The 23442-nt window shown below is 69.0% G+C and carries 23 protein-coding genes; 9 read left to right on the top strand and 14 right to left on the bottom strand.

The window, feature by feature from the left end:
* The first annotated feature begins 14 nt into the window (after nt 1–14).
* Nucleotides 15–464: a hypothetical protein gene (locus tag AC3A6Y_RS17120; RefSeq protein WP_487869425.1), complete on the top strand. Its 450-nt coding sequence runs from the start codon at nt 15–17 to the stop codon at nt 462–464.
* A 22-nt stretch (nt 465–486) separates the two neighbouring features.
* Here the strand turns inward: AC3A6Y_RS17120 and AC3A6Y_RS17115 are convergent, their stop codons facing one another.
* From AC3A6Y_RS17115 to smpB, 5 genes are all read right to left on the bottom strand, one after another.
* A complete protein-coding gene (locus AC3A6Y_RS17115) occupies nt 487–876 on the bottom strand; it encodes a COG4315 family predicted lipoprotein (protein ID WP_487869424.1) in 390 nt (129 codons plus the stop codon).
* 68 nt (nt 877–944) lie between these two features.
* Nucleotides 945–1667, bottom strand: a complete 723-nt coding sequence (locus AC3A6Y_RS17110; protein WP_487869423.1) for an anti-sigma factor family protein — start codon at nt 1665–1667, stop codon at nt 945–947.
* A 10-nt stretch (nt 1668–1677) separates the two neighbouring features.
* Nucleotides 1678–2190 (bottom strand): sigma-70 family RNA polymerase sigma factor, encoded by a 513-nt coding sequence (locus tag AC3A6Y_RS17105; RefSeq protein WP_487869422.1) that lies wholly within the window; start codon nt 2188–2190, stop codon nt 1678–1680.
* 57 nt (nt 2191–2247) lie between these two features.
* Nucleotides 2248–2823 (bottom strand): LbetaH domain-containing protein, encoded by a 576-nt coding sequence (locus AC3A6Y_RS17100; RefSeq protein ID WP_487869421.1) that lies wholly within the window; start codon nt 2821–2823, stop codon nt 2248–2250.
* A gap of 26 nt (nt 2824–2849) precedes the next feature.
* On the bottom strand, nt 2850–3326 hold the full coding sequence (gene smpB, locus AC3A6Y_RS17095; RefSeq protein ID WP_106556681.1) for an SsrA-binding protein SmpB: 477 nt from the start codon (nt 3324–3326) through the stop codon (nt 2850–2852).
* 155 nt (nt 3327–3481) lie between these two features.
* Here smpB and AC3A6Y_RS17090 point away from each other — a divergent pair, with 155 nt between their 5' ends.
* Both AC3A6Y_RS17090 and AC3A6Y_RS17085 read left to right on the top strand, forming a co-directional pair.
* Complete coding sequence (locus AC3A6Y_RS17090) at nt 3482–3922, top strand: type II toxin-antitoxin system RatA family toxin (RefSeq protein WP_487869420.1); 441 nt, start codon at nt 3482–3484, stop codon at nt 3920–3922.
* Nucleotides 3922–4254 carry an RnfH family protein gene (locus AC3A6Y_RS17085; protein ID WP_487869419.1) on the top strand — a complete coding sequence of 111 codons (333 nt, stop codon included), beginning with the start codon at nt 3922–3924 and terminating at the stop codon, nt 4252–4254. The genes AC3A6Y_RS17090 and AC3A6Y_RS17085 overlap by 1 nt, the downstream gene beginning before the upstream one ends.
* 14 nt (nt 4255–4268) lie before the next feature.
* Here the strand turns inward: AC3A6Y_RS17085 and AC3A6Y_RS17080 are convergent, their stop codons facing one another.
* On the bottom strand, nt 4269–4805 hold the full coding sequence (locus AC3A6Y_RS17080) for a DUF4124 domain-containing protein (RefSeq protein ID WP_487869418.1): 537 nt from the start codon (nt 4803–4805) through the stop codon (nt 4269–4271).
* A gap of 149 nt (nt 4806–4954) precedes the next feature.
* Between AC3A6Y_RS17080 and guaB the strand changes: the two genes are divergently transcribed.
* From guaB to AC3A6Y_RS17055, 5 genes are all read left to right on the top strand, one after another.
* The gene (gene guaB, locus AC3A6Y_RS17075) at nt 4955–6424 is read left to right on the top strand and encodes an IMP dehydrogenase (protein WP_487869417.1); all 1470 of its coding nucleotides are present in this window, start codon (nt 4955–4957) and stop codon (nt 6422–6424) included.
* Between the two features lie 77 nt (nt 6425–6501).
* A complete protein-coding gene (locus AC3A6Y_RS17070; protein WP_487869416.1) occupies nt 6502–6750 on the top strand; it encodes a type II toxin-antitoxin system Phd/YefM family antitoxin in 249 nt (82 codons plus the stop codon).
* Nucleotides 6747–7181, top strand: coding sequence for a type II toxin-antitoxin system VapC family toxin (locus AC3A6Y_RS17065; protein ID WP_487869415.1), 435 nt, complete (start codon nt 6747–6749; stop codon nt 7179–7181). The genes AC3A6Y_RS17070 and AC3A6Y_RS17065 overlap by 4 nt, the downstream gene beginning before the upstream one ends.
* Before the next feature lie 2 nt (nt 7182–7183).
* Complete coding sequence (gene guaA, locus AC3A6Y_RS17060; RefSeq protein WP_487869414.1) at nt 7184–8797, top strand: glutamine-hydrolyzing GMP synthase; 1614 nt, start codon at nt 7184–7186, stop codon at nt 8795–8797.
* Nucleotides 8798–8995: 198 nt separating this feature from the next.
* A complete protein-coding gene (locus tag AC3A6Y_RS17055) occupies nt 8996–12082 on the top strand; it encodes an ATP-binding protein (protein ID WP_487869413.1) in 3087 nt (1028 codons plus the stop codon).
* 2 nt (nt 12083–12084) lie between these two features.
* Here AC3A6Y_RS17055 and AC3A6Y_RS17050 read toward each other — a convergent pair whose 3' ends face one another.
* Both AC3A6Y_RS17050 and AC3A6Y_RS17045 read right to left on the bottom strand, forming a co-directional pair.
* Nucleotides 12085–13005 (bottom strand): hypothetical protein, encoded by a 921-nt coding sequence (locus tag AC3A6Y_RS17050; protein WP_487869412.1) that lies wholly within the window; start codon nt 13003–13005, stop codon nt 12085–12087.
* 35 nt (nt 13006–13040) lie between these two features.
* On the bottom strand, nt 13041–16835 hold the full coding sequence (locus tag AC3A6Y_RS17045) for a Dyp-type peroxidase (protein ID WP_487869411.1): 3795 nt from the start codon (nt 16833–16835) through the stop codon (nt 13041–13043).
* A gap of 259 nt (nt 16836–17094) precedes the next feature.
* On the opposite strand from AC3A6Y_RS17045, the gene AC3A6Y_RS17040 reads away from it, so the two are divergent.
* Nucleotides 17095–17772, top strand: a complete 678-nt coding sequence (locus tag AC3A6Y_RS17040) for a protein-L-isoaspartate(D-aspartate) O-methyltransferase (RefSeq protein ID WP_487869410.1) — start codon at nt 17095–17097, stop codon at nt 17770–17772.
* A gap of 5 nt (nt 17773–17777) precedes the next feature.
* Here the strand turns inward: AC3A6Y_RS17040 and AC3A6Y_RS17035 are convergent, their stop codons facing one another.
* The 6 genes from AC3A6Y_RS17035 to cyoB are packed head-to-tail and all read right to left on the bottom strand — an operon-like array spanning nt 17778 to nt 23385.
* Nucleotides 17778–18317 carry a response regulator transcription factor gene (locus tag AC3A6Y_RS17035; RefSeq protein ID WP_487869409.1) on the bottom strand — a complete coding sequence of 180 codons (540 nt, stop codon included), beginning with the start codon at nt 18315–18317 and terminating at the stop codon, nt 17778–17780.
* The gene (locus tag AC3A6Y_RS17030; protein ID WP_487869408.1) at nt 18307–19599 is read right to left on the bottom strand and encodes an ATP-binding protein; all 1293 of its coding nucleotides are present in this window, start codon (nt 19597–19599) and stop codon (nt 18307–18309) included. Before AC3A6Y_RS17030 ends, AC3A6Y_RS17035 begins: the two co-directional genes overlap by 11 nt.
* Nucleotides 19583–20371, bottom strand: coding sequence for an SURF1 family protein (locus AC3A6Y_RS17025; RefSeq protein ID WP_487869407.1), 789 nt, complete (start codon nt 20369–20371; stop codon nt 19583–19585). The genes AC3A6Y_RS17030 and AC3A6Y_RS17025 overlap by 17 nt, the downstream gene beginning before the upstream one ends.
* Nucleotides 20368–20748, bottom strand: a complete 381-nt coding sequence (gene cyoD / locus AC3A6Y_RS17020; RefSeq protein ID WP_487869406.1) for a cytochrome o ubiquinol oxidase subunit IV — start codon at nt 20746–20748, stop codon at nt 20368–20370. Before cyoD ends, AC3A6Y_RS17025 begins: the two co-directional genes overlap by 4 nt.
* Nucleotides 20745–21389 (bottom strand): cytochrome o ubiquinol oxidase subunit III, encoded by a 645-nt coding sequence (gene cyoC, locus AC3A6Y_RS17015; RefSeq protein ID WP_487869405.1) that lies wholly within the window; start codon nt 21387–21389, stop codon nt 20745–20747. The genes cyoD and cyoC overlap by 4 nt, the downstream gene beginning before the upstream one ends.
* A complete protein-coding gene (cyoB, locus tag AC3A6Y_RS17010; RefSeq protein WP_487869404.1) occupies nt 21382–23385 on the bottom strand; it encodes a cytochrome o ubiquinol oxidase subunit I in 2004 nt (667 codons plus the stop codon). The genes cyoC and cyoB overlap by 8 nt, the downstream gene beginning before the upstream one ends.
* Nucleotides 23386–23442 lie beyond the last annotated feature (57 nt).

Here is a 23442-nt window from a genome sequence, read left to right as displayed (position 1 = left end):
TGAGGGAGATAGCGATGCGACTTTCCGCCTTCCTGCTGGCTGCCGCGGCGGCTGCGGCATCCTTGGGGGCCTCGGCCCAGGTATCGGTCAACATCAACGTGCCGGGCCTCATCGCAGTGGCGCCGCCGGCGCCGCGCTACGAGGTCGTGCCGGCGCCACGTTCGGGCTTCGTCTGGGTGCCCGGCAACTGGCAATGGCAGCAGAGCGCCTATGGCTGGCGGGCTGGCTACTGGGAGCGCGCGCGGCCGGACTATGTCTATGCGCCGGGCAAGTGGGTGCGGGCGGATGGAGGCTGGCGCTGGGCCGAGCCCAACTGGCGGCGTGCCGAAAGGCGTGCCTACAGGGACGACCGCCACGACCGGCACGACCGGCACGACGATCGTCATGGCCATCGCGGCCATGACGGCGGCCACCACGGCGGCTATCACTGCCCGCCGGGGCAGGCCAAGAAGGGGAACTGCTGAGCGCAGCACCCCTGCGGGCCGGTCAGGGCCGCGCGACCTTCCAGACGTTGTTGACGCCGTCGCCCGTCTTGTCGCCGGCCTTCGTGTCCTTGGCCCAGTAGTAGAGCGGCCATCCCTTGTAGGCCCACTGGCGCTTGCCGTCGTCGCGCACGACGATGGTGTAGGGGCCCATCGGCCTGGCCGAGTCTGCTGCCATCAGGGGCGGCCAGTTGGTCGCGCAGGGTCCGTTGCAGGTCGATTTGCCGCTGCCGGCGACATCGCGGTCGAAGGTGTAGAGCGTCATGCCGGAGGGGCCGATCAGCACGCCGTCGGCGGTGCGGGTCGGCGCGTCCGGCACCGATGCGGTTCTTGACATGCCGCCGCAGCCGGCGAGCAGGGCGGCCGCGAGGATCGAAGCGCTGAGCAGTCTCATGAGAAGTTTCTCCTTGGTTGAACAAACAGGTTGGAAATGGCGGGGCGGTCTTGCGTCCTGGCCATTCATCAGAGCTGACGGTACACGGCGCCGGCCAGGCTGAGCAGCACCTCCCGGGGCAGCTTGCCCGTCAGCGCATAGCCGAAACCCTGGTCGACCCAATAGAAGCTCGGCACCGGGCCTTCTTGCGAATAGCGGAATGCGCTTTCTCCAGACCGCGGCTGTTGGGCGGCTGCGGCGTCCAGGCTGCCGATGTAGAGGGTCAGGCGCTGGCCGTCGCTGCGCTCGAACATGAACTGTGCCCGGGCCCCCTCGCCGCCGGGCAGCAGACGACCGCCGACCAGCGCGTAGCCCTGGGCCGACAGATCGGGCACCTTGAGCGGCTTGTCGAGCCGGTTCGAGAGCCACTGCACCAGGTGCTGCTGCTCGGTCGCCGCGACCTCGACGGGATGGCGCTTCTCGGGCGCATAGACGACATGGGCCACCGCGGCGGCATGCACGAACGCCTGGGTCGCGGACCCGCTGGCCAGCAAGGCCCGGCGCTGGTGGGTCCACTCCAGGCTCCCAAGCCAGCCGGCGCCGAAAGCGATCAGCAGGCCGGCGGCAATGCCGCTCCAGCGCATCCAGCGCGCATGCTGGTCCTGGCGCGCCGCGACCATCTCCGCGGCCGCCAGCAGGGAAGGCGGAATCGGCTCGTCGAGCACCTCGCCGTGCAGCCGGCGCAGTGCGTCACGCTGGGCTCGCCAGGCGGGCTGGTCGGTGTCGGGCGCCGAGGAGGACGGCGGCTTCACGGCACTGCCTTCACTTGAGCCGGCGCAGCCCGGGACGGCCGGCCGCCGGCGGCGGTGCGCCTTCCATCAGGTCCTGCAGGCGCACGCGCGCCCGTGCGAGGCGCGACATGACAGTGCCCAGCGGCACGTTCAACACGCGGGACAGCTGCGCATAGGACATGTCCTCCAGAGCCACCAGCAGCAGCGCGGCGCGCTGCTCCTCGGGCAGCAGCAGCAGGCAGCGCTGCAGGTCGATGGCGCGGTCGCGCGCGCCTTCCGCGCCGGGCATCTGCGCGGCGACCTCGTCGATGTCCACCATGGCGCGCGGTGGCGGCGCGCGCCGTGCCTGGCTCGCATACACGTTGTGCATGATCGTGAAAAGCCATGCACGCAGATCGCTGCCGACGATCCAGAGCTGCCACTTGTGGCAGGCGCGCTCCAGCGTGTCCTGCACGAGGTCGTCGGCCGCCCAGGCATCGCCGGTCAGCGCGCGTGCATAGCGCCTGAGGCTGGGGATCTGGTCGATGAGCGCGCGTGAGTCCATTGCTGCATGAACGCCGGAAACCCGCAGCTTATTCCCGGCGCCGCGAAAAAAACATCGTCAGCGTTCGGCGCGCAGCACCCGCGGCTTGATCGCCTTGGCTGGATTGCCGCCGTAGACCGTCCAGGCCTCGAGCGAGCGGAAGGCCACGCCGCGCGCGCCCAGCACCGCGCCTTCGCCCACCTCGACGCCGGGGCCGACGAAGGCCTCCGCCGCGATCCACGCGCCTGCGCCGATGCGGATGGGGCTGGCCGTGAGCTGGAAGGTGGCCGAGGCGATGTCATGGGTGCCGGCGCACAAGTGGGCGCCCTGCGAGACCAGCGCGGCACGCCCCAGCGTGATCGGTGCCATGTTGTAGCAATTCACCCGCTCCGCCAGCAGGGCGCGGTCGGCCAGGTGCAGGTGGGGTGGATACCAGACGCGCGCACTGCCGCGCACGTCGCTCGATTCGCCCAGCTGCGCACCGAAGAGCTTGAGCAGGAAGCGGCGCCAGAAGCGCATCTGCGGCGGCGTCCAGGAGGCCAGCAGCGCCCAGCTCACGTTCCAGGCGGCGCGCAGCAGCCTGTTGCGCAGCGAGAAGCTGGGCCCGCCCTGCAGGGGGTTGGTTCGCTCGGCATCGAGGGGTTGGGCTGCCATGGCGGTGGTTCCTTTGGGGGACGCTGTCAACGGTGGCGGCTCTTCATCGCGCGCTCGACCTCGCGCTTGCCTTCGCGGTCCTTGATGGTGTCGCGCTTGTCGTGCTCGGCCTTGCCCTTGGCCAGCGCGATCTCGCACTTCACCTTGCCGGCCTTCCAGTGCAGGTTGAGCGGCACCAGCGTGTAGCCCTTCTGCTCGACCTTGCCGACCAGGCGCTTGATCTGCTCCTTGTGCAGCAGCAGCTTCTTGGTGCGCACCGAGTCGGGGTTGATGTGCGTCGAGGCGGACTTCAGCGGGTTGATCTGGCAGCCGATGACGAAGAGCTCGCCGTCGCGGATCACGACATAGCCGTCGGTCAACTGCACCTTGCCCTCGCGCAGGGACTTGACCTCCCAGCCTTCCAGCACCATGCCGGCCTCGAAGCGCTCCTCGAAGAAGTAGTTGTACGCGGCCTTCTTGTTGTCCGCGATCCGGGAGGAAGTGTCTTGTTTTTTGGTGGCCATGGCTTCGTGATTTGGGGGCGCATGGCATCCATACAACCGTCAAACGCACACACCCGCCCGATTCTATGAAATGAGGCAGCGGTGCCGAACGGGGCTGCTGTGCGGCGGCGCGCGGCGGCCTTCATACAATGGAACGCAGCCCCCATTCGTTTTTCATGAAAGCAGTCCACAAGTCCATCCTGATCTGGTACAGCGCCGAGGAGATGTACAAGCTGGTCACCGACGTGACGAAGTATCCCGAGTTCCTCCCCTGGTGCGACAAGGCCCGCGTGATCGAGCAGGACGCAGGAGGCATGACAGCCGAGGTCGGCCTCGCCTTCAGCGGCTTCCACCACAGCTTCACCACCCGCAACACCCATGTGCCGGGACGCGAGGTGCATCTGCGGCTGGTCGATGGGCCCTTCTCCAATCTCGACGGCGTCTGGAAGTTCACGCCGGTGGGGGAAGAGGGCGAGCGGGCCTGCCGTGTCGAGCTGAACCTCAGCTACGGCTTCAACAACTTCGCGCTGCAGGCCCTGGTTGGGCCGGTGTTCGACAAGATCGCCTCCAACCTGGTCGAAGCCTTCGTCAAGCGCGCCGAGCACATCTACTGCTGATGCTCCAGGTCACGGTCGCGTATTCGCCGGCCCCGCGCGAGGTGTTCGAAGAGGTGCTCGGCGTGGCCGACGGCGCCACGGTGCGCGATGCGGTGCTGGCGAGCAGCCTGGCCGCACGCTATCCGCAACTCGACTGGCAGGCGCTCGTGCCGGGCATCTGGGGCCGGGCCGCGGAATGGGAGCAGCCGGTGCAGTCGCTCGACCGCATCGAGCTGTGCCGCCCGCTCACGGTCGACCCCAAGCTCGCGCGGCGCGAGCGCTTCAAGCAGCAGGGGGCGAGGGGGACGGGACTCTTCGCGCGCCGGCGCAAGGGCGGCAAGGCGGGGTACTGAGGCGGTCGCGCGGGCTACTTGCAGTCGCTGTCGATCACAGACTGAAGGCGCTGGTTCTCTGCGGCGCGCATCTTGTCGTCCATGATCTCGCGTTCGCCCTGCGCATTGAGGCGGGCGACGCGCATGCCGCTGTCCATGGTGGCCTTGCCCTGGCGTGCGCGCTGGCAGTTCTCGGACTTGGCCTGCGCCACCTTCTGCGCTTCGGCGGCCTGCTTGGCCTTCTCGGCTTCCTCGGCCTTGCGGGCCTTTTCCTCGAGTTCCTTGTCCACGCCGGCGGGCTTGGGGCTGCCGGCCGGGCGGGGCGCAGCGGCTGGGGCCGCGGCCTGGGCGCCGGCATCCGGTGCGGCAGCGGGCGCGGGACTGAATGTGGCGCGCGACGATGCGGCGGGCCCCGGGCGGCGAAGGATGTTCTTTTCCGGGATGTCCGGCGGCGGCGCGGTGTCGCTGAAGACCTTTTTGTTGTTTTGATCGATCCATTGCCATTGGGCCTGGGCGGCCGTCGCCATGAGGAGGCAGGCCGATCCGAGTATGAACAGGTGCGCGAGCTTCATGGGTGGCAGTTTAGCTTCGACTTACGTTTTGCAACGTTTCCCGGCGAGCATTTGCCGCGGTTGCGAGGCATTTGGCCAACATCCGGATGAACCCGCGCGCCGGGCGGGCATGGCGCCATCGTTACAATCCGTCTTTTGGAGCCTCACCCATGCGCCTTCTCGGCAAAGCGCTCACCTTCGACGACGTGTTGCTGGTGCCAGCCTTCTCCCAGGTCCTGCCCAAGGACACCTCCCTCGCCACCAAACTCTCCCGCAACATCACGCTGAACCTGCCGCTCGTCTCCGCGGCCATGGACACCGTGACCGAAGCCCGCCTCGCCATCGCCATTGCGCAGGAAGGCGGCATCGGGATCGTGCACAAGAATCTCACCCCCGCCGAGCAGGCCGCGCACGTGGCCAAGGTCAAGCGCTACGAATCCGGCGTGCTGCGAGACCCGGTGGTGATCACCCCCACCCACACCGTGCTGCAAGTCATGCAGCTGTCCGATGAGCTCGGCATCTCTGGCTTCCCCGTGGTGGACGGCGGCAAGGTGGTGGGCATCGTGACCGGCCGCGACCTGCGCTTCGAAAATCGCTACGACGTGCCGGTGAGCGAGATCATGACGCCGCGCGAGAAGCTCATCACCGTGCCCGACGGCACCACGCTGAGCGAAGCGAAGGCGCTGCTCAACAAGCACAAGCTCGAGCGCCTGCTGGTGATCAACAGCGCCTGGGAGCTCAAGGGCCTGATCACCGTCAAGGACATCACCAAGCAGACCAGCTTCCCCAACGCCGCGCGCGATGCCAGCGGCCGGCTGCGCGTGGGCGCGGCGGTCGGCGTGGGCGAGGGCACCGAGGAGCGCGTCGAGGCGCTGGTCAAGGCCGGCGTCGATGCCATCGTGGTCGACACCGCGCACGGCCACAGTGCCGGCGTCATCGAGCGCGTGCGCTGGGTCAAGAAGAACTATCCGCAGGTCGACGTGATCGGCGGCAACATCGCCACCGGCGACGCTGCCCGCGCGCTGGCCGATGCGGGCGCCGATGCGGTCAAGGTCGGCATCGGCCCGGGCTCCATCTGCACCACGCGCATCGTGGCCGGCGTGGGCGTGCCGCAGATCATGGCGGTCGACAGCGTGGCCACCGCGCTGCAGGGCAGCGGCATCCCGCTGATCGCCGACGGCGGCGTTCGCTATTCCGGCGACATCGCCAAGGCCATCGCGGCCGGTGCCAGCACCGTCATGATGGGCGGCATGTTCGCCGGCACCGAGGAAGCGCCGGGCGAGATCGTGCTGTTCCAGGGCCGCAGCTACAAGAGCTACCGCGGCATGGGCTCCATCGGCGCGATGCAGCAGGGCAGCGCCGACCGCTACTTCCAGGAATCGACCACCGGCAATCCGAACGCCGACAAGCTGGTGCCCGAGGGCATCGAAGGCCGCGTGCCCTACAAGGGCTCGATGGTCTCGATCATCTACCAAATGTCCGGCGGCTTGCGCGCCAGCATGGGCTACTGTGGCTGCGCCACGATCGAGGACATGAAGAACAAGGCCGAGTTCGTCGAGATCACCACCGCCGGCATTCGCGAGAGCCACGTGCACGACGTGCAGATCACCAAGGAAGCGCCGAACTACCGCGCCGAATAGCTCTGTTCTGGCCAGATTTGGATATCTGGCCTGAGTGTCGTTAAAATGGCCAGACTTTTTGCCTCTGGCCATTTTTTATGCAGTACACCGGCATTTATGAAGCCAAGAACAACTTCTCTGCCCTGATCGAGATGGTCGAGAAGGGCGAGGAAGTTCGCATCACCCGCCATGGCAAGGAAGTGGTGCGCATGCTCCCCGTGCGCCGCAAGCCGGTGATCACGGATGAGCAGATCGAGCGCGAGCTGAGCCAGATCGATGCGCTGCACGCCATGATCCGTCCTGGTCCGACGGTGCGCGAGCTGCGCGACGAAGGCCGTCAGGAATGACGGCCTTCGTGCTCGATGCCTCCGTGACGGCAGCCTGGCTGCTTCCGGACGAGGCGACAGAACAGACCCGGCGTCTCTACGCGATGATCCGGCGTGACCAGGTCGAACCCCAAGCGCCCAACCTCTGGCAATGGGAGTGCGCCAACATCATTGCCAACGGCGTGCGTCGCGGTCGCATTCCCACCGAGGCGGTCGAGGGGCTCTGGGCCGTGCTGGAGGCCGTGCGTCACCGCGTCGAGCTCCATGAGCTCGCGCCGCCGCAACACAAGGCGGGGCTCGGGATCGCCATGGATGCCGGCCTCTCGGCCTACGACGCGGGCTACGTGTGGCTGGCGCGATCGCTCAACCTTCCTCTCGCCACCTTCGACAAGAAGATGCTCGTCGCCGCGCCTTCGTGCGGCGTCGAGATCCTGGACCTTTCGACCCTCTAGCCATGCAACACCAGAAAATCCTCATCCTCGACTTCGGCTCCCAGGTGACGCAGTTGATCGCGCGGCGCGTGCGCGAGGCCCATGTGTTCTCCGAAGTCCACCCGTGCGACGTCAGCGACGAGTGGGTGCGCGAATATGCGAAGGACGGCACGCTCAAGGGCGTGATCCTGTCCGGCAGCCACGCGAGCGTCTACGAAGAGACCACCGACAAGGCGCCGCAGGCGGTGTTCGAGCTCGGCGTGCCGGTGCTGGGCATCTGCTACGGCATGCAGACCATGGCGCACCAGCTGGGCGGCAAGGTCGAGGGCGGCCACAAGCGCGAGTTCGGCTTTGCGGCCGTGCGCGCGCGCGGCCACACCGAGCTCTTGCGCGACATCGCCGACTTCACCACCGACGAGGGGCACGGCATGCTCAACGTCTGGATGAGCCACGGCGACAAGGTCACCGAGCTGCCGCCCGGCTTCAAGCTGATGGCCTCGACCGACAGCTGCCCGATCGCGGGCATGGCCGACGAGGAGCGGCATTTCTATGCCGTGCAGTTCCACCCCGAAGTCACGCACACGCAGCAGGGCAAGGCGATCCTCGAGCGCTTCGTGCTCGGCATCTGCGGCGCGAAGCCCGACTGGGTGATGCGCGACCACGTCGCCGAGGCGGTGGAGGCGATCCGCCAGCAGGTCGGCGACGAGGAGGTGATCCTCGGCCTCTCGGGCGGCGTCGATTCCTCGGTGGCCGCGGCGCTCATCCACCGCGCCATCGGCGACCAGCTGACCTGCGTCTTCGTCGACCACGGCCTGCTGCGGCTGAACGAAGGCGACATGGTGATGGACATGTTCGTCGGCCAGCTCCACGCCAAGGTGATCCGCGTCGACGCGAGCGAGCTCTTCCTGGGCAAGCTCGCCGGCGTGAGCGATCCCGAGGCCAAGCGCAAGATCATCGGCGGCGAATTCGTCACCGTCTTCAAGCAGGAGGCCGCCAAGCTGACCAGCGCGGGTGCCAAGGGTGCCAAGTGGCTGGCCCAGGGCACCATCTACCCCGACGTGATCGAGTCCGGCGGCGCCAAGAGCAAGAAGGCCGTCACCATCAAGAGCCACCACAACGTGGGCGGCCTGCCCGAGCAGCTGGGCCTGAAGCTGCTGGAACCGCTGCGCGACCTGTTCAAGGACGAGGTGCGCGAGCTCGGCGTGGCCCTGGGCCTGCCGCCCGAGATGGTCTACCGCCACCCCTTCCCCGGTCCCGGCCTGGGCGTGCGCATCCTCGGCGAGGTGAAGAAGGAGTATGCGGAGCTGCTGCGCCGCGCCGACGCGATCTTCATCGAGGAGCTGCGCAACTTCAAGGACGCGTCGAGCGGCAAGAGCTGGTACGACCTGACCAGCCAGGCCTTCACCGTGTTCCTGCCGGTCAAGAGCGTGGGCGTGATGGGCGACGGCCGCACCTACGACTACGTGGTCGCCCTGCGCGCCGTGCAGACCAGCGACTTCATGACCGCCGACTGGGCCGAGCTGCCCTATGCGCTGCTCAAGAAGGTGTCGGGGCGGATCATCAACGAGGTGCGCGGGATCAACCGGGTGACCTACGACGTGAGCAGCAAGCCGCCGGCGACGATCGAGTGGGAGTGAGGGCGCCGGTGGCCGGGTCGGGTGTCCGAGGGGGTCGGACAGGCCGTCGGTCCCCCGCGTGCTGGACGGCATGACGCTTTTGTGGGATACCCCGCGCTTCCAATCGCCCAGTGACAGCCTAGACTACGAAGGTACTAGGTTTTGGCGATCCCAGCGCAGGCGGGCGCCGACCGCATGCTCCCCCTCGGCCCCTGACACATGCTCCGACCTTTCGAAGAAGTACCCGCTGCGGACGAAGATCCGACCGACGACGCTCCCGGGCGGCGCCGGTACCTGACCATCCTCTTCTCGGACCTCTCCGAATCCACCCGTCTCGGCGAGCTGATGGAGTCCGAGCTCTACGCCGGCATGCTCGCCCAGCTGCGCCGCCTGTGCCGCGAGATCATTCCGCGCCACGGCGGCAACATCGCCCGCATCCAGGGCGATGGCGTGCTGGCCTTCTTCGGCTATCCCGAAACCCGCGAGGACGACGGCCGCCGCGCGACCGAGGCCGCGCTCGAGCTGCACGCGGCCGTGAGCCGGATGGCCATCGCCGGCGCGCGCTTCCCGGCCGGCGCGCTGACCCTGCATTCCGGCATCCATGCCGGGCTGGTCCTCCTGTCCGACGGCGACGTGGAGCGCGGCCGCTTCGAGCTGCTGGGCAACGTGCCGAACATCGCCGCGCGCCTGTCGGACCTCGCCGAGCGCGACGACATCTGCGTCAGCGAGGAGACGCTCGGGCCGCACGCCCACTTCTTCACCTGCAGCGAGCCGGCACTGGTGCAGCTCAAGGGCAGCACGCCGGCGCTGGCCGTGCGCCGGGTGCTCGCCCGCGCGCCCGCGCCGCAGCGCCTGGAGGCGATGGAGCGGCGCAGCCTCTGCCCCTTCGTCGGCCGCGAGCCGGCGCTGCGCCTGCTGCGCGATCGCCTGCGCATGGCGATCGCCGGCGATGCGCAGTGCGTCCTCCTGTCGGGCGGCCCCGGAGTCGGCAAGACGCGCCTGGTCGACGAACTGCGCCGCCATGCCGCCGCCGGCGAATGCCTCGCGCTCCAGGGCTACTGCGGCACCTACCTCGCGGAACCCCTGCAACCCTTTCTGCACATGCTGCGCGCGTTGTTCGGCCTCTCGCCGGGCCTGCCGGCCGAGCCCGCGCAGGCGCATCCCCTGTTGGCGGCGCTGGAGCAGGAGGAGGGCGGCGCCGCCGTGCTGGCCCAGGCGCGGCAACTGGTGACGCCGCGCGAAGAGGCGGGCCCGCTGAGCCCCGGCGCCACGGTGCCGGCGCTGCGAAGCCTGTTCGAGCGTCTCGCGGCCCGCCAGCCGCTGCTGCTGGTGGTGGACGACTGGCAGTGGGCGGACGAGGCGAGCCAGCAGGCCCTCGATGCGGTGCTGTCGCTGCGCGGCCCGATCTTCGTCATCGCGGCCACGCGCACGGCGATCAGCGAGAGCCTGTTCCTCACACCCGTCACCACGCTCGAGCTGCAGCCGCTGGACGACGGCGAGGCCGCCCGGGCCACCCGCCACCTGCTGCCCGGTGCCGATCCCTTCGTGGTCGCCGAGATCCAGCGCTACGCCGGCGGCATCCCGCTCTTCATCGAGGAGCTCTGCCACTCGGCTTCGGCCCAGGGCGCGCAGTGGCTGCGCGAGCTCCGGCTGGGCAGCGCGGCCTGGCTCACGGCCCTGATCGAATCGCGGGTCGACCGCCTGCCGCCGGCGCAAGCCGAACTGCTGCGGGCGGCGGCCGTCATCGGCGGCGTCTTTCCGGCCTGGCTGCTCGAACAGCTCACCGGGCACGGAGCCGACGATCCGCTGGTCGCGGCGCTGGCCGAGCAGGACTTCCTCTTCGCGGGCGAGCAGCCCGGAACGCTGCGCTTCAAGCACGGCATCACCCGCGAGGTGATCTACGAGGCGGTCGGCCTGCACCGGCGCCGCGAGATGCATCGCCGCATCGCGCAGGTGCTCGAAGGGCGCGGCGAAGGCGCGGCCCAGGGGGAGCTTTACGAGGCCCTGGCCTACCACTGTGCCGCCGCCGCGCTGTCCGAGCCGGCGGCGCGCTATGCCGAGCTCGCCGGCGACAAGGCCATGGCCGCCTCGGCGCTGGACCGCGCGCGGGCCCAGTACTCGGCCGCGCTGAAGGCGCTGGACGAGCTGGGCCCGCCCTCGCGCGAGCTGGCGCTGCGCTGGTGCGCGATCGCGCAGAAGCTCGGCATGGCCTGCGTGTTCGATCCGCTGGGCCTGGCCGACGGCGTGGCGATCTTCGAGCGCGGGCTGACGCTGGCGCGCCAGAGCGGCAGCATGGACGCGATCGCCCGGGCCTCCTACTGGCTCGGCTACATCTGCTATGCCAAGGGCATGTCGAAGGCGGCGATCGCGCACGGCGAAGCCGCGCTGGACCTCGCCACGCAGATCGGCGACGCACGGCTCGCCATGCAGGTGCGCGCCACGCTGGGCCAGGCGCTGCTGGCCGGCTGCGAATACGGCCGGGCGCTGGTGCTGCTGGATGCGGCGGTGGACGGCAAGCGGCGCCAGAGCCGCCCGGGCAGCAGCCTGGCCGTCGGCTCGGCCTATGCGCTGGCCTGCAAGGGCTACCTGCTCGGCGACCAGGGGCACTTCGCCCAGGCCGACGACTGCTTCGCCGAAGCCTTGCACCTGGTGGGCGATTCGCTGCACCAGGTCGCGGCCTCGGTGCATCACTGGATCAGCGTGGTCTACCAGTGGCAGGGGCGCTGGGAGGAGGCACTGCGGGTGGCCGAGCGCGCCTCGGAAATCGCCGAGCTCGTGCGAAGCCGCCAGCAGCTCGCCATGGGCCGTGCGCTGGCCGGCTACGCACAGTGGACCTTGACGCGCGATCCGCAAGCCCTGCAGGCGGTGCGCGACGCGACCGCCTGGATCGACGCACGCAAGGGTGCGCTCGCCACTTCGCTGAACCATGGCTGGCTGGTCGACGGCGCGGTCGCCACCGGCCGCAACGAGGAGGCGCGGCGTCACGCGGCGCGGCTGTTCATGCGGGTGCGCCAGCACGACCGCATCGGCGAGGCCCTGGGCTGCCGCGCCCTGGCCCGTGCCGCCGCCAAGCTCAACGACTTTGCGCGCGCCGAGCACTACCTCGCCGGTGCCGAGCGCTCGGCGCAGGTGCGCGGTTCGGCGCACGAGTTGGCGGCGACCCAGCTGTGCCGCGCGCAGATCGAGGTGGGACGCGGTCGCGTCGCCGAGGCGCAGCGGCTGCTCGATTCGGCCTGCACCGCCTTCGAGCTCATGGGCATGCGCTGGCACCTGGAGCGTGCCGAGCGCACGCGCGACATGCTCTAGGTTCAAGCCGGGATCTTCGCAGCCACCTTGTCCGCCACCCGCTCGAAGCCGGTGGGGATCGTGGGATGCAGCTCGTTCTGCCAGAACTCCTGGTAGTCCGCATCCAGGGTGGACAGGGTGCCGCGCAGGTTCACGTGCAGCACGTGCTGGAACTCCGGGTTCTGCAGCAGCGCGATCTGCATCACGTTGAGCCGGTCGATCAGCGTCTTCAGGATCTTCTTGCGGTCTTCCAGCGCGTTGTAGCCCAGCTCGACCAGGCCGGGCTTCAGCCACACGTTCAGGAAGACGCCGCGGCCATCGGGCACGGGGTAGTCGTAGCCGTGGAGCAGGATCGGCACCTTGCGCCCGACCGAGGCGACGCTCACGGTCGTGATGGCCGAAAGCATGACCGTCAACAGCTCGCGCAGGCGCCCGTCGACGAGCTTCACGAGCATCTCTTCCTTGACCGGCTGCGCATGGCCGTCGGCCGCCGGATGGATCAGCGACTTGAGCGTCTGCTTGTCGCCCACCACGTCGTTGCCCCCGCCCGAGAGCAGGATGGCCTTCAGGCTGCTCTTCTCCTCCGGCGTCAGGCCCTGGATGCGCGCGGTCAGCCACTTGAGCTGCTCGCCCTGGGCCGCGTCGTCCGGGTCGGGGATCTGGTCGCCAGGCGGCACCTCGAAGATCATTTCCGCGAGCGTGCTGCCGGCGCGGGCGCGCGAATCCACGTTGTAGCGGAACTTGCGCTCCAGCACGTCGAGCACGTCCCCCCGCGGCCAATAGGCGAACCAGGAATCGCCCAGCGCGACCAGCATCTTCTGCGCCGCGGCCAGGGGCGCGACGCCGACGCCGCGCGCCAGCCTCCGGCGCTGCCCCTCCACCAGGAAATCGCCGAGCCGGCGCCCGCGTTCGATGGCCGGCTGGTCCTTGTCGTAGGTGCTCATGTCCCGCTCCTTCGCAGCCCTTGCCGCGCCGTGGTTCAGAGGCGGCCCTCGAAGGTGAAGGCCAGCGGCGCCGGGCTGGGCCGCATGCGTTCATTCACGTCCGCCAGGCCGGCCAGCATGCCCAGCAGCACGCCCATGCCCGCCTCGTAGCCCGGGCAGGCATGCGCGGGGTGCGCGCCGTCCGGGGTGCGCCGGCCGCCGAAGATCGGCGTCACGTCGCGCTTGGCTCCGGGCTTGTCTTCGCGCAGGCTCTGCTGCGTCGCCGAGACCAGCGACAGGACCACGGTGTCGCCGTCGGCGAGCTTTTCCTTGCCGATCCGCACGCCGCCGCCCTTGACCCGGCGCCACACCAGTTCCGGCGAGGGCCGCAGCTGCATGACTTCCTTCAGCGGCTCCTCGAGCAGCGCCTTCGCCCTCTCGTAGGCGTCGCCCTCGCCGCGCTGCGCCCAGGCCGTGCGCAGGGCCCAGAAGGTGCCGTCGCGCAGCCATTCGTTGAGAGAGAGCCGCAGATTGCCGTCCACCGTCGGCAGAAAGCCCATCAGCGCTCCGGCGAAGGTGCGGGCCACGAAGTCGTCCTCGGCCTTGGCGTCCGGGAAGGCGCCGAGGATGGCCGATGCGAGCACCGCGTCCTCGCCCTGCGGCGTCTTCGGCGCGGACTTGCTTTCCTGGAACGGCCGGATGAAGGCATGCAGCGATCGGGTCAGCGCCTTGCCGTAACGCTCGCCGTAGTGCTTCACGTCCTCGTTGGGACGGGGCTGGAAGATGTAGCGCGAGGGCGCGGTGAACTGGCTCGGATAGATGGCGGGATCGCCTTCCTTCCAGTCCCAGCGCCAGCTGCCGGGCTCCAGGGGCGGCGGCGGCTCGCCGCGCCGGCGCACGGGCAGCCCGAACCATTCCCGGCACAGCAGGGCCAGCACCTTGTCGGCGACCTCCTTGACGTCGAGGTTGAGCTCCCAGCGGCTGCGGCCCAGCTTGGGGGCGATCTCCTTCTCGACCTTCATGAATTCCTGCAGCACCTGTCCGGTGAAGTCGAAGGCCAGGCGGAAGGCGCTCTTCTCGTCGATGGCGCCGATGGCCCGGTTGACCTGGGTCGATTGCCGCTCGTACTCGCCGCTGCCGTCGCTGCGGTCCAGGCCCAGGTAGATCTGCCGGATCGAACCCTCCATCCGTTCCCGGTACCCGGCCACCGTGTAGTGCGCGTCGTCGCCCAGCACCTCCAGCACGCGCTCGCGATCGGCCACCAGCACGCCATAGGACGTGCGCAGGACGCCGCCGTGGCGTTCGCGGATGGCGGCCCAGACGCCGGCGCTGATGAACTTTTCCTGCGCCTCCGGGTCTTCGAGCACGCTCTTCCAGGCGCGGATCGCGGCCGCCGGGCAGGCCGCCCCTTCGAGCTGCAGCAGCGCCTGGATGCGTTGCTCGCCTTCCTCGGCCGACCAGACGGGCAGGGGACGCGGGCCGAGCGCGGCCAGGCTGATGAGCTCCTGCAGCGCGTGCACCGAGGGCGTGAACAGGTAGGCGCCCCAATCCACGCGCACGAAGGGCCGCGACTCCTCGTCGAGCCCGGGCGCCTCGTCCAGTGCGATGCGATGGCTGCGCGGCACGCCGTTCACCGGATGCTCGAAGCGGAAGCTGCGCTTTTCGCCCACCTCCGGCACGCCGAGCAGCACATCGCTCTGGCCCGAGAAATTCCCGGCGCTGTTGCCGCCCACCAGCCAGCGCTGGATCACTTCGAACTGCTCGCTGATGCTGGCGTTGTAGGCCATGAACATCAGGCCGCGCTCCTGGCCATCGTCCTCGTAGCCGCGTTCGGGAACCACATCCGGGAACGGATATCGCGGCCCGAAGGACATGCTGCGGCGCATCAGCCGCGGGCGCCGGCGCCCCGGCGGGTCCTGCGGCGCATTGGCCATGTCGTCCTGCCGCGGGTTGGCGCGGCGGATGTGGGCATGGAAGGGGCAGACCCTGCCCTGCGCATCGGCGCGATAGTCGAAGTCGTTGAGCGCCTCGGCGTCGACCAGCGGCCGGCCGTCCCGGTGGCGCCCCATCAGCTTCGCGAAGATCAGGTCCTCGTCGAGCCCGGTTTCGCGGCTGGCGCGGCGCACGGTCTGGTAGAGCGCGGCCACGTCCTGCCGGAGCTTGCGCACGACCAGGAAGCTGCCGTTGTGGAAGAACTGGAGGCGCTCGCGCTCCGCCTCGCTGTTTCCCTGCGGTTTGGCATCCGCCTCGTTCGGGTATCCGAGCAGCAGCTCGCCCACGTGGACCTGGTTGCGGTAGACGGCACCCTCGGGCACGGCATCGAGCACCGGCTGGCCGTCGCCGTCGGCGAAGCCGAAATGCTCCTGGATCCGCTCCTTGTCGTTGAGGTAGCGGCGCAAGGGCTCGATGGCCAGCAGCCGCACGCCCTGGCGCGTGCCGCCGTGGAAGAAATCGCCGAAGAGCTTTCGGATCGTCCCGTGCAGGGGATGGCCCTCGTCCGTGGGGTCCATCGCGTCGTTGCCCGGCGCCCCGACGCGCAGCTGGATCACGAGGTGGACGGCCGCCATCTCGACCGCGGTGTCGTGCGCGGGTGCGCCGGCCTGCGCGACGCGCTGCGGCAGCCGCCAGCGGCGCGGATGGTTGGCGCGGAAGTCCCCGAGCATGCTGGCGCGCGCCTCCATGCCCTCGCGGAACTCCTGCGGGAACCAGGCCAGCTGCTCCTCCGGCATGCCGAGAAAGCGCAGGCCTTCGTAGGTGAGCGCGACATTGACGATCGGCTGGCCCGCCGGAGGCTGGCCGGTGGCCCTCGTCAGCGACTTGACCAGTTCGTCGAGCAGGCCCGCGCCGGCGCCGCGCACGTCGAAGGCGACCAGCAGCAGGCAGCCATGCGTGATGCTTTCGTAGGGCCGCAGGATGCCGCCCTGCACGTCGGCGGGATCGTCCACCTGCGCCCGGGGCGGCAGCGCGGGCACCTCGCGCGGCCGGGTGACCTCCGGGTCGTCCTTCGGCATCAGCCAGCGCAGGTGGCGCTCGAAGCGCAGCTTCATGGCTTCTTTCAACTCCTCGGGCAGATCCTCGTCATCCATGAGCGCCACGAACTCGCGCAGGATGTCGCGCGCAGCCCGCTGCAGGACCCGGCCGTCGGACGTGCCCGGCAGGTACATGTCCGTGAGCCGGAACAGCACGGCCAGGGACTGCAGCGCCTGCCGGCTGGCGTCGAGCGCCAGTCCCGTGTTGGCGCTGGCCGCCTCCCAGGCGATCTCTTCGGGGGTTCGCACGCGCAGGCGCGTTGCCGCCAGCGCTTCGGCCTGTGCATCCGGCGAGGAGGGCGCGGGCGGCTGGCGATGGAGGCTTTCCTCGTCCCGCAGGTAGCGCGCGTCTTCGACGGTCAGCCCGTGCGTGTTGTAGTAGAAGGCGGTCTCGATCTGCACCTGGCGCACCCAGCCGGCCCAGGCGTCGAAGTCCGCGTCATGCGACACCACGTAGCCCTCGGTGTTGCAGAAGATCACGTCCAGCAGGGTGCCCACCTTCTGCCAGAGCACGCGGATGTAGGCCTCCCAGGTGCCGTCGAAGGTCACGGCCAGCAGGATCTTGTCCTCCGGCTCGAGCACGGCGATGCGGAAGGAATGGATCTTGGCCACGCGCTCCACCGCATCCGAGATCGGGCGCAGCAGCGCGTACTCGTGCAGCGAGGCGCGCCCGCCCTGCAGCGTCTTGAGCAGGCGCTTGGCCCGCGTCTTGTACGTGATGGCTTCCAGCGAGGGCACCAGCCCCGGCTTGATCGGCGCCAGCAGCGTCAGGTCGCTCGAGCCGGTCAGGCTCTTGCCCTTGATCACCAGTTCTGCTCGCATGTTGCCTCCTCCTCCCGGTGGGCGGCCGCGCGACGCGCCGCGGCACGCCCTGCGAGGCCATGAAGTGGGTCGGATTGTCGTGCGCGGCCGCCGTGTGGCGCAAGGCTTGCGCCCGGTCCTCCGGTGACAGCGGACGGGACGATATCGTCGGGGTGCAAGCCCTGCATCCTCCGGAAAGGGGAGAGGTGTCTCCCGGTGTCCTGCGTCCGCGCGCAAGCGTACGATCGGGGCGTCGGCACCGCCGCCTCGAGGAGGCACCATGAGCGAACCGGATTTCACGACCCTGCACCAGCGCATGCTCGCCGAGATCGCCGCCAAGACCATTTTTGCGACCACGTACCTGGGCAAGGCCGCGCTCGACCCGCGGGTCATGGATGCCCTGGGCAAGGTGCCGCGCCATGTCTTCGTGCCCATCGAGCTGCGGCCCTATGCCTATGTCGATACCCCCCTTCCGATCGGGTATGGCAAGACCATCTCGCAGCCCTTCATCGTTGCCGTGATGACCGACCTGCTGCGCGTGGGGCCGACCGACACCGTGCTGGAGATCGGCACCGGGCTGGGCTACCAGTCGGCGATCCTGTCGGAGCTCGCGCAGCAGGTCTACAGCATCGAGCTCATCGAGGAACTGGCCCGGCAGGCGCGCCAGCGGCTGGCCCGCCAAGGTCACGCCAACGTCGAGGTCAAGGTCGGCAACGGCTGCCACGGCTGGCCCGAGCACGCGCCCTTCGACCGGGTGATCGTCACCGCGGCGCCGGAGCTGATCCCGCCGGCGCTCATCTACCAGCTCAAGCCCGGCGGGCGGATGGTGATCCCCGCCGGCCTGCCGGAGGCACAGCAGCTGCTGCTGGTCGAGAAGGACGCGAACGGTTCGCTGTCGACGCGGGAGATTTTTCAGGTGCTGTTCTCGACGCTGGAGGAGGACAGCGAGGCAGACTGAAGGCGCTACTTGACCCGCTGCTTCCCCAGCTTGCGCGCCAGCGTGCGCCGGTGCATGCCCAGGCGCCGCGCCGTCTCCGAGATGTTGAAGCCGGTCTCCGCCAGCACTTCGTGGATGCGCTCCCACTCCAGCGTCTTGATCGAGGTGGAGCGCTCGGTCAGCGCCACCTCGGCATCGCCCTGGGCGCGGCCGAAGGCGGCTTCGATGTCGTCGGTGTTGGAGGGCTTGGCCAGGTAGTGGCAGGCGCCCAGCTTGATGGCCTCGACCGCGGTGGCGATGCTGGCGTAGCCGGTGAGCACCACGATCAGCATCGTGGCGTCGTGCTGGTGCAGCATCTGCACGCAAGCCAGGCCGGAGGCGCCGCCGGCCAGCTTGAGGTCCACCACCGCATAGCCCGGCGAATGCTCCTTCAGCAGCGCCGTCACCTGCTCGGCGCCGGCGGCCACCAGCACCTCGTAGCCGCGCCGCTCGAAAGAACGGCTCAGCGTGCGGGCGAAGGCCGCATCGTCCTCGACGATCAGCAGCAGCCGTTGCTCAGCGTCCATGGCTCGCATCCTCGAGCGTGATCGCCGCCAGCGGCAGGCGCAGCGTCACGGCCGCGCCGCCTTCCGGGCGGTTGCGCGCCGACACGCTGCCGCCCAGCGTGCGCGCGACGTTGACGACCAGGAACAGGCCCAGCCCGCCGCCGGGCCGCCCCTTGCTCGACCGGTAGGGCTTGCCGAGCTCCGCCAGCATCTCCGGAGCGAATCCCGGGCCGGCGTCGCTCACGGTCAGGCTGAGCCAGTCGCCGTCGCGCGTTGCCTCCAGGCCAACCCAGCGGGGCGAGGCCTCCAGCGCGTTGTCGAGCACGTTGTAGATGGTCTGCTTCAAGGCCGGATCCGACACGATGGCCACATCGTCGCCGAAGGCCGCCGAATAGGCCAGCGCCTCGATCGGGCGGGTGGCGCGCCACTCGGCCACCAGCTCGTCGAGGAAGGCGATGACGGTGGTCTGCGCGGGTGCCTCGCCGCGCGCCTCGCCGGCCGACAGCAGGATGCCGGTGACGATGGTCTTGCAGCGCGCCACCTGCGCCTGCATTTCCTCGATCTCCTGCCGCAGCTCGGGCTCGGCGGCGAAGGGCTGCATGTGCTGCCAGTCGCCCAGGATCACCGCCAGCGTGGCCAGCGGGGTGCCCAGCTCGTGCGCCGCGCCGGAGGCCAGCAGGCCCATGCGGACGATGTGTTCCTCCTCGGCGGCGCGCTGGCGCAGGTCGGCCAGGCGGGCGTCGCGCGCACGCAGGTTGCGGTTGATGCGGGCGATGAAGATGGCCAGCAGCGCGGCATCGAGCGCGAAGCACAGCAGCAGGCCCTGGATGTAGGGGCTGGCAAGGCCGCGGCCGTTCTCCGTCGGGATCTCCAGCGGGCGGTGGAACAGGATCAACCCGACGAAGCAGGCCACCGTGACGCCGATCAGGGTGCGCGTATAGACCGGCCCCAGCAGCACCGCGCCCAGGCACACCTGCAGCAGGAACAGGAAGATGAAGGGGTTGGTGACGCCGCCGCTCAGGTAGAGCTGCACGGTCAGGGTGCCGACGTCGGCCAGGAGCGCGACGAAGAGCTCCAGGTCCGTCACGTCCTCGTGGCGGTCCCAGCGCCACAGGCTGACCAGGTTGAAGATGGCGAGGAAGCCCAGCGCCCCCAGCATCGGCCCGAGCGGCAGCCGGATGCCGAAGCCGAAGTGGACGACCAGGATGGTCGCGACCTGGCCGACGACCGCGATCCAGCGCAGCTGAATCAGCTGCTGCATGTTCTTCAGGCCGGTGGCGTCGGCTTCAGTCTGCGGCTGCATCGCGGGCTTTTCTTGCGGCGCGGTCGGCGCGTGCCACCAGCCAGGCCGCCAGCAGCACTCCCAGCGCCAGGCCGAACCAGGTGAGGGCGTAAACCAGGTGGCTGTTGGGGAAGGCGATCACCGTCAGGCCGCCCACCGGCCAGCGCGGCTCGGCGCCGGCGGGCTGCGGCGCGGGGGCGTCCTCGTCCACGAAGAAGGGGGCGACGTCCGCCAGCCCGCGTGCGGCGGCGATGGCCTGCACGTCGCGCGAGAACCAGCGGCCGGCCGCCGGATCGTTGCGGCGCAGGAAGCCGCCGCCGGGCTCGCTGATGCGCAGCAGGCCGGTGAGGCGGACCTCGCCGGCCGGCTCGTTGCCGCTGCGCGTCGCACGCTCGCGCCGCTCCGGCGGGACGAAGCCGCGGTTGACCAGCACCACCTGGCCCTGCAAGGTGCGCAGCGGCGTCAGCACCCAGTGTCCGGGCCCCAGCCGGGTCGAGGCCTGCACCAGCGTCTCTCGCTCGTGCAGGAACACGCCCGCGAGCCGCACATGCCGGTACTCGTCGTCGGCCGCATCGATGCGCGGCCAGCGCGCGGGCTCGGGCACGTCGACGGGCGCGGCATGCACGCGTGCCTCGACGCGCTCGATCAGCGCCAGCTTCCACGCCCGCCGCTCGAGCTGCCACGCGCCCAGGCCCGCGAACAGCGCGAAAAGAAGAACGCCGGCGAGGGCGAGCAGCGCCAGCGCCGGCGTGGAACGCGGTCCCGGGGGCGTGTCGGGCAGCGTCAGGCTCAAGGCATGTTGCGCATCTCGTGCATGGATGCCGGCATCATGTTGTGGTTGAGGTGGAACATCACCCACAGCGAGCCGCTGAGGGTGATCACCACCAGCACGACGGTGAAGATCAGCGCCAGCATGTTCCAGCCGCCCTGCGACTGGGCGTTCAGGTGCAGGAAGTACACCATGTGCACCACGATCTGCACGGCCGCGAAGGCCAGGATGACGATGGCCGTGGTGCCGGGCTTGTCGAACACGTTGCCCATCACCAGCCAGAAGGGAATGGCGGTCAGGATCACCGACAGGACGAAGCCCGTCATGTAGCCCTTGAGGCTGATGTGCAGGTCGTCTTCGACGTGCGGGTCGTGGTCGTGAACGTCGTGCGCTTCGCTCATTTCAGGGTCCCCATCAGGTAGACGAAGGTGAAGACGCCGATCCACACGACGTCCAGGAAGTGCCAGAACATCGACAGGCACAGGAGGCGCCGGCGGTTCTCGGGGATCAGCCCGTGCTTGCCGACCTGGACCATCAGCGTGACGAGCCAGATGATGCCGAAGCTGACGTGCAGCCCGTGCGTGCCCACCAGCGTGAAGAAGGAGGACAGGAAGGCGCTGCGCTGCGGGCCCGCGCCTTCGTGGATCATGTGCGCGAACTCGTAGAGCTCGATGCCGATGAAGCCCGCGCCCAGCAGGCCGGTGACGGCCAGCCAGACCAGCGTGCCGCCGACGCGCTTCTTCAGCATCTCCAGCATCGCGAAGCCGTAGGTGATGGAGGACAGCAGCAGCAGCGAGGTGTTGAGCGCCACCAGCGGCAGGTCGAACAGGTCGGCGCCCGAAGGCCCGGCGGCATAGCTGCGGCCCAGCACGCCGTACATCGCGAACAGGCAGGCGAACACCAGGCAGTCGCTCATCAGGTAGAGCCAGAAGCCCAGCAGCGTGCCGTTCTCGGGATGGTGGTGGTCGTCGAAGACGTGGAAGTGCGCGTGCGTGGCCGCAGCGCCGGCGGCGCGGGGGGCGGTGGCGGTGATCTCAGACATGGCCGGCCATCAGTTGGGTGCGCGCCGCTTCCGTGCGGACGACCTCGTCCACCGGAATGTGATAGTCGCGCTTGTAGTTGAAGGTGTGGATGATGGTCGCGATGATCAGCACGGCGAAGGACACGCCGGCCACCAGCCACATGTGCCAGATCAGCGCGAAGCCCATCACCGCGCTGATGGCGGCCAGCACGAAGCCGGCGGCGGTGTTCTTCGGCATGTGGATCGGCGCGAAGCCTTCCTGCGGCCGCTCGTAGCCGCGCTGCTTCATGTCCCACCAGGCATCGTTGTCATGGATGCGCGGCGTGAAGGCGAAGTTGTACGCCGGCGGCGGCGAGGAGGTGGACCACTCCAGCGTGCGGCCGTGCCACGGGTCGCCGGTGGTGTCGCGCAGCGACTCGCGCCGCATGAAGCTCACCACGAGCTGGATGAGGAAGCTCGCGATGCCCAGTGCGATCAGGAAGGCGCCGAAGGCGGCGATCTGGAACCAGATCTGCAGCGAAGGGTCTTCGATGTGGTTCAGGCGGCGCGTCACGCCCATCAAGCCCAGCGCGTACAGCGGCATGAAGGCGAAGTAGAAGCCCACCAGCCAGAACCAGAAGGAGCACTTGCCCCAGAACGGATCGAGCTTGAAGCCGAAGGCCTTCGGGAACCAGTAGGTGATGGCGGCGAAGGCGCCGAACACCACGCCGCCGATGATCACGTTGTGGAAGTGCGCGATCAGGAACAGGCTGTTGTGCAGCACGAAGTCGGCCGGCGGCACCGCCAGCAGCACGCCCGTCATGCCGCCGATGACGAAGGTCACCATGAAGCCGATCGTCCACAGCATCGGCACCTCGAACTTGATGCGCCCGTGGTACATGGTGAACAGCCAGTTGAAGATCTTCGCCCCGGTCGGGATGGAGATGATCATCGTGGTGATGCCGAAGAAGGAATTGACGCTCGCGCCCGAGCCCATGGTGAAGAAATGGTGCAGCCACACCAGGTACGACAGGATGGTGATCACCACCGTCGCATACACCATGGAGGCGTAGCCGAACAGGCGCTTGCGGCTGAAGGTGGAGACGATCTCGGAGAAGGCGCCGAACACCGGCAGGATCAGGATGTACACCTCCGGATGACCCCAGATCCAGATGAGGTTGACGTACATCATCGGGTTGCCGCCGAGCTCGTTGGTGAAGAAGTTCGTTCCCACGTAGCGGTCCATCGACAGCAGCGCCAGCACGGCCGTGAGCACCGGGAAGGCGGCGACGATCAGCACGTTGGTGCACAGCGCGGTCCAGGTGAAGACGGGCATCTTCATCATGGTCATGCCGGGGGCGCGCATCTTCACGATGGTCGCGATCAGGTTCACCCCCGAGAGCAAGGTGCCGACCCCCGCGATCTGCAGGGACCATATGTAGTAGTCCACCCCCACGTCCGGGCTGTAGAGGATGCCCGACAGCGGCGGGTAGGCGAGCCAGCCGGTCTTGGCGAATTCGCCGATGAACAGCGACGCCATCACCAGCACCGCGCCCATGGTGGTCATCCAGAAGCTGAAGTTGTTCAGGAAGGGAAAAGCCACGTCGCGCGCGCCGATCTGCAGCGGCACCACGTAGTTCATGAGCCCGGTGACCAGCGGCATGGCGACGAAGAAGATCATGATCACGCCGTGCGCCGTGAAGATCTGGTCGTAGTGGTGCGGCGGCAGGTAGCCGGCGTTGTCGCCGAAGGCGATGGCCTGCTGCAGCCGCATCATGATGGCGTCGGCGAAGCCGCGCAGCAGCATCACCAGCCCCAGCACGATGTACATGATGCCGATCTTCTTGTGGTCGATGCTGGTGATCCAGTCGCGCCAAAGCACGCCCCAGGCGCGGAAGTAGGTCATCGCGCCCATCAGCGCGAGGCCGCCCAGCACCACGGCGGCGAAGGTCGCCACCAGGATGGGCTCGTGGTAGGGGAAGGCCTCCCAGGTGAGGCGTCCGAAGATCGGATGGGTCATGGCGGGGTGGTCGGGCATCTTGCGTCTCGGATACCAAGGGTGAGGCGCCGCCCGGGGCCGCGCCTGGAATGTGGG

The organism is Variovorax sp. Soil_C_17 (genome assembly GCF_057657265.1).
The sequence above is the reverse complement of the archived record's forward strand: the minus strand, read 5'-3'. Positions and strand labels throughout refer to the sequence as shown.

What these genes read in the sequence shown, in the direction of transcription:
- smpB (WP_106556681.1), bottom strand. Translation starts at nt 3,326, where the DNA reads ATGGCCACCAAAAAACAAGACACTTCCTCCCGGATCGCGGACAACAAG.
- AC3A6Y_RS17105 (WP_487869422.1), bottom strand. Translation starts at nt 2,190, where the DNA reads ATGGACTCACGCGCGCTCATCGACCAGATCCCCAGCCTCAGGCGCTAT.
- AC3A6Y_RS17055 (WP_487869413.1), top strand. Translation starts at nt 8,996, where the DNA reads ATGCTCCGACCTTTCGAAGAAGTACCCGCTGCGGACGAAGATCCGACC.
- cyoC (WP_487869405.1), bottom strand. Translation starts at nt 21,389, where the DNA reads ATGTCTGAGATCACCGCCACCGCCCCCCGCGCCGCCGGCGCTGCGGCC.
- AC3A6Y_RS17035 (WP_487869409.1), bottom strand. Translation starts at nt 18,317, where the DNA reads ATGGACGCTGAGCAACGGCTGCTGCTGATCGTCGAGGACGATGCGGCC.
- AC3A6Y_RS17120 (WP_487869425.1), top strand. Translation starts at nt 15, where the DNA reads ATGCGACTTTCCGCCTTCCTGCTGGCTGCCGCGGCGGCTGCGGCATCC.
- AC3A6Y_RS17080 (WP_487869418.1), bottom strand. Translation starts at nt 4,805, where the DNA reads ATGAAGCTCGCGCACCTGTTCATACTCGGATCGGCCTGCCTCCTCATG.
- AC3A6Y_RS17040 (WP_487869410.1), top strand. Translation starts at nt 17,095, where the DNA reads ATGAGCGAACCGGATTTCACGACCCTGCACCAGCGCATGCTCGCCGAG.
- AC3A6Y_RS17030 (WP_487869408.1), bottom strand. Translation starts at nt 19,599, where the DNA reads ATGCAGCCGCAGACTGAAGCCGACGCCACCGGCCTGAAGAACATGCAG.
- AC3A6Y_RS17050 (WP_487869412.1), bottom strand. Translation starts at nt 13,005, where the DNA reads ATGAGCACCTACGACAAGGACCAGCCGGCCATCGAACGCGGGCGCCGG.
- cyoB (WP_487869404.1), bottom strand. Translation starts at nt 23,385, where the DNA reads ATGCCCGACCACCCCGCCATGACCCATCCGATCTTCGGACGCCTCACC.
- AC3A6Y_RS17115 (WP_487869424.1), bottom strand. Translation starts at nt 876, where the DNA reads ATGAGACTGCTCAGCGCTTCGATCCTCGCGGCCGCCCTGCTCGCCGGC.
- guaB (WP_487869417.1), top strand. Translation starts at nt 4,955, where the DNA reads ATGCGCCTTCTCGGCAAAGCGCTCACCTTCGACGACGTGTTGCTGGTG.
- AC3A6Y_RS17100 (WP_487869421.1), bottom strand. Translation starts at nt 2,823, where the DNA reads ATGGCAGCCCAACCCCTCGATGCCGAGCGAACCAACCCCCTGCAGGGC.
- AC3A6Y_RS17045 (WP_487869411.1), bottom strand. Translation starts at nt 16,835, where the DNA reads ATGCGAGCAGAACTGGTGATCAAGGGCAAGAGCCTGACCGGCTCGAGC.
- AC3A6Y_RS17070 (WP_487869416.1), top strand. Translation starts at nt 6,502, where the DNA reads ATGCAGTACACCGGCATTTATGAAGCCAAGAACAACTTCTCTGCCCTG.
- AC3A6Y_RS17090 (WP_487869420.1), top strand. Translation starts at nt 3,482, where the DNA reads ATGAAAGCAGTCCACAAGTCCATCCTGATCTGGTACAGCGCCGAGGAG.
- AC3A6Y_RS17085 (WP_487869419.1), top strand. Translation starts at nt 3,922, where the DNA reads ATGCTCCAGGTCACGGTCGCGTATTCGCCGGCCCCGCGCGAGGTGTTC.
- AC3A6Y_RS17065 (WP_487869415.1), top strand. Translation starts at nt 6,747, where the DNA reads ATGACGGCCTTCGTGCTCGATGCCTCCGTGACGGCAGCCTGGCTGCTT.
- guaA (WP_487869414.1), top strand. Translation starts at nt 7,184, where the DNA reads ATGCAACACCAGAAAATCCTCATCCTCGACTTCGGCTCCCAGGTGACG.
- cyoD (WP_487869406.1), bottom strand. Translation starts at nt 20,748, where the DNA reads ATGAGCGAAGCGCACGACGTTCACGACCACGACCCGCACGTCGAAGAC.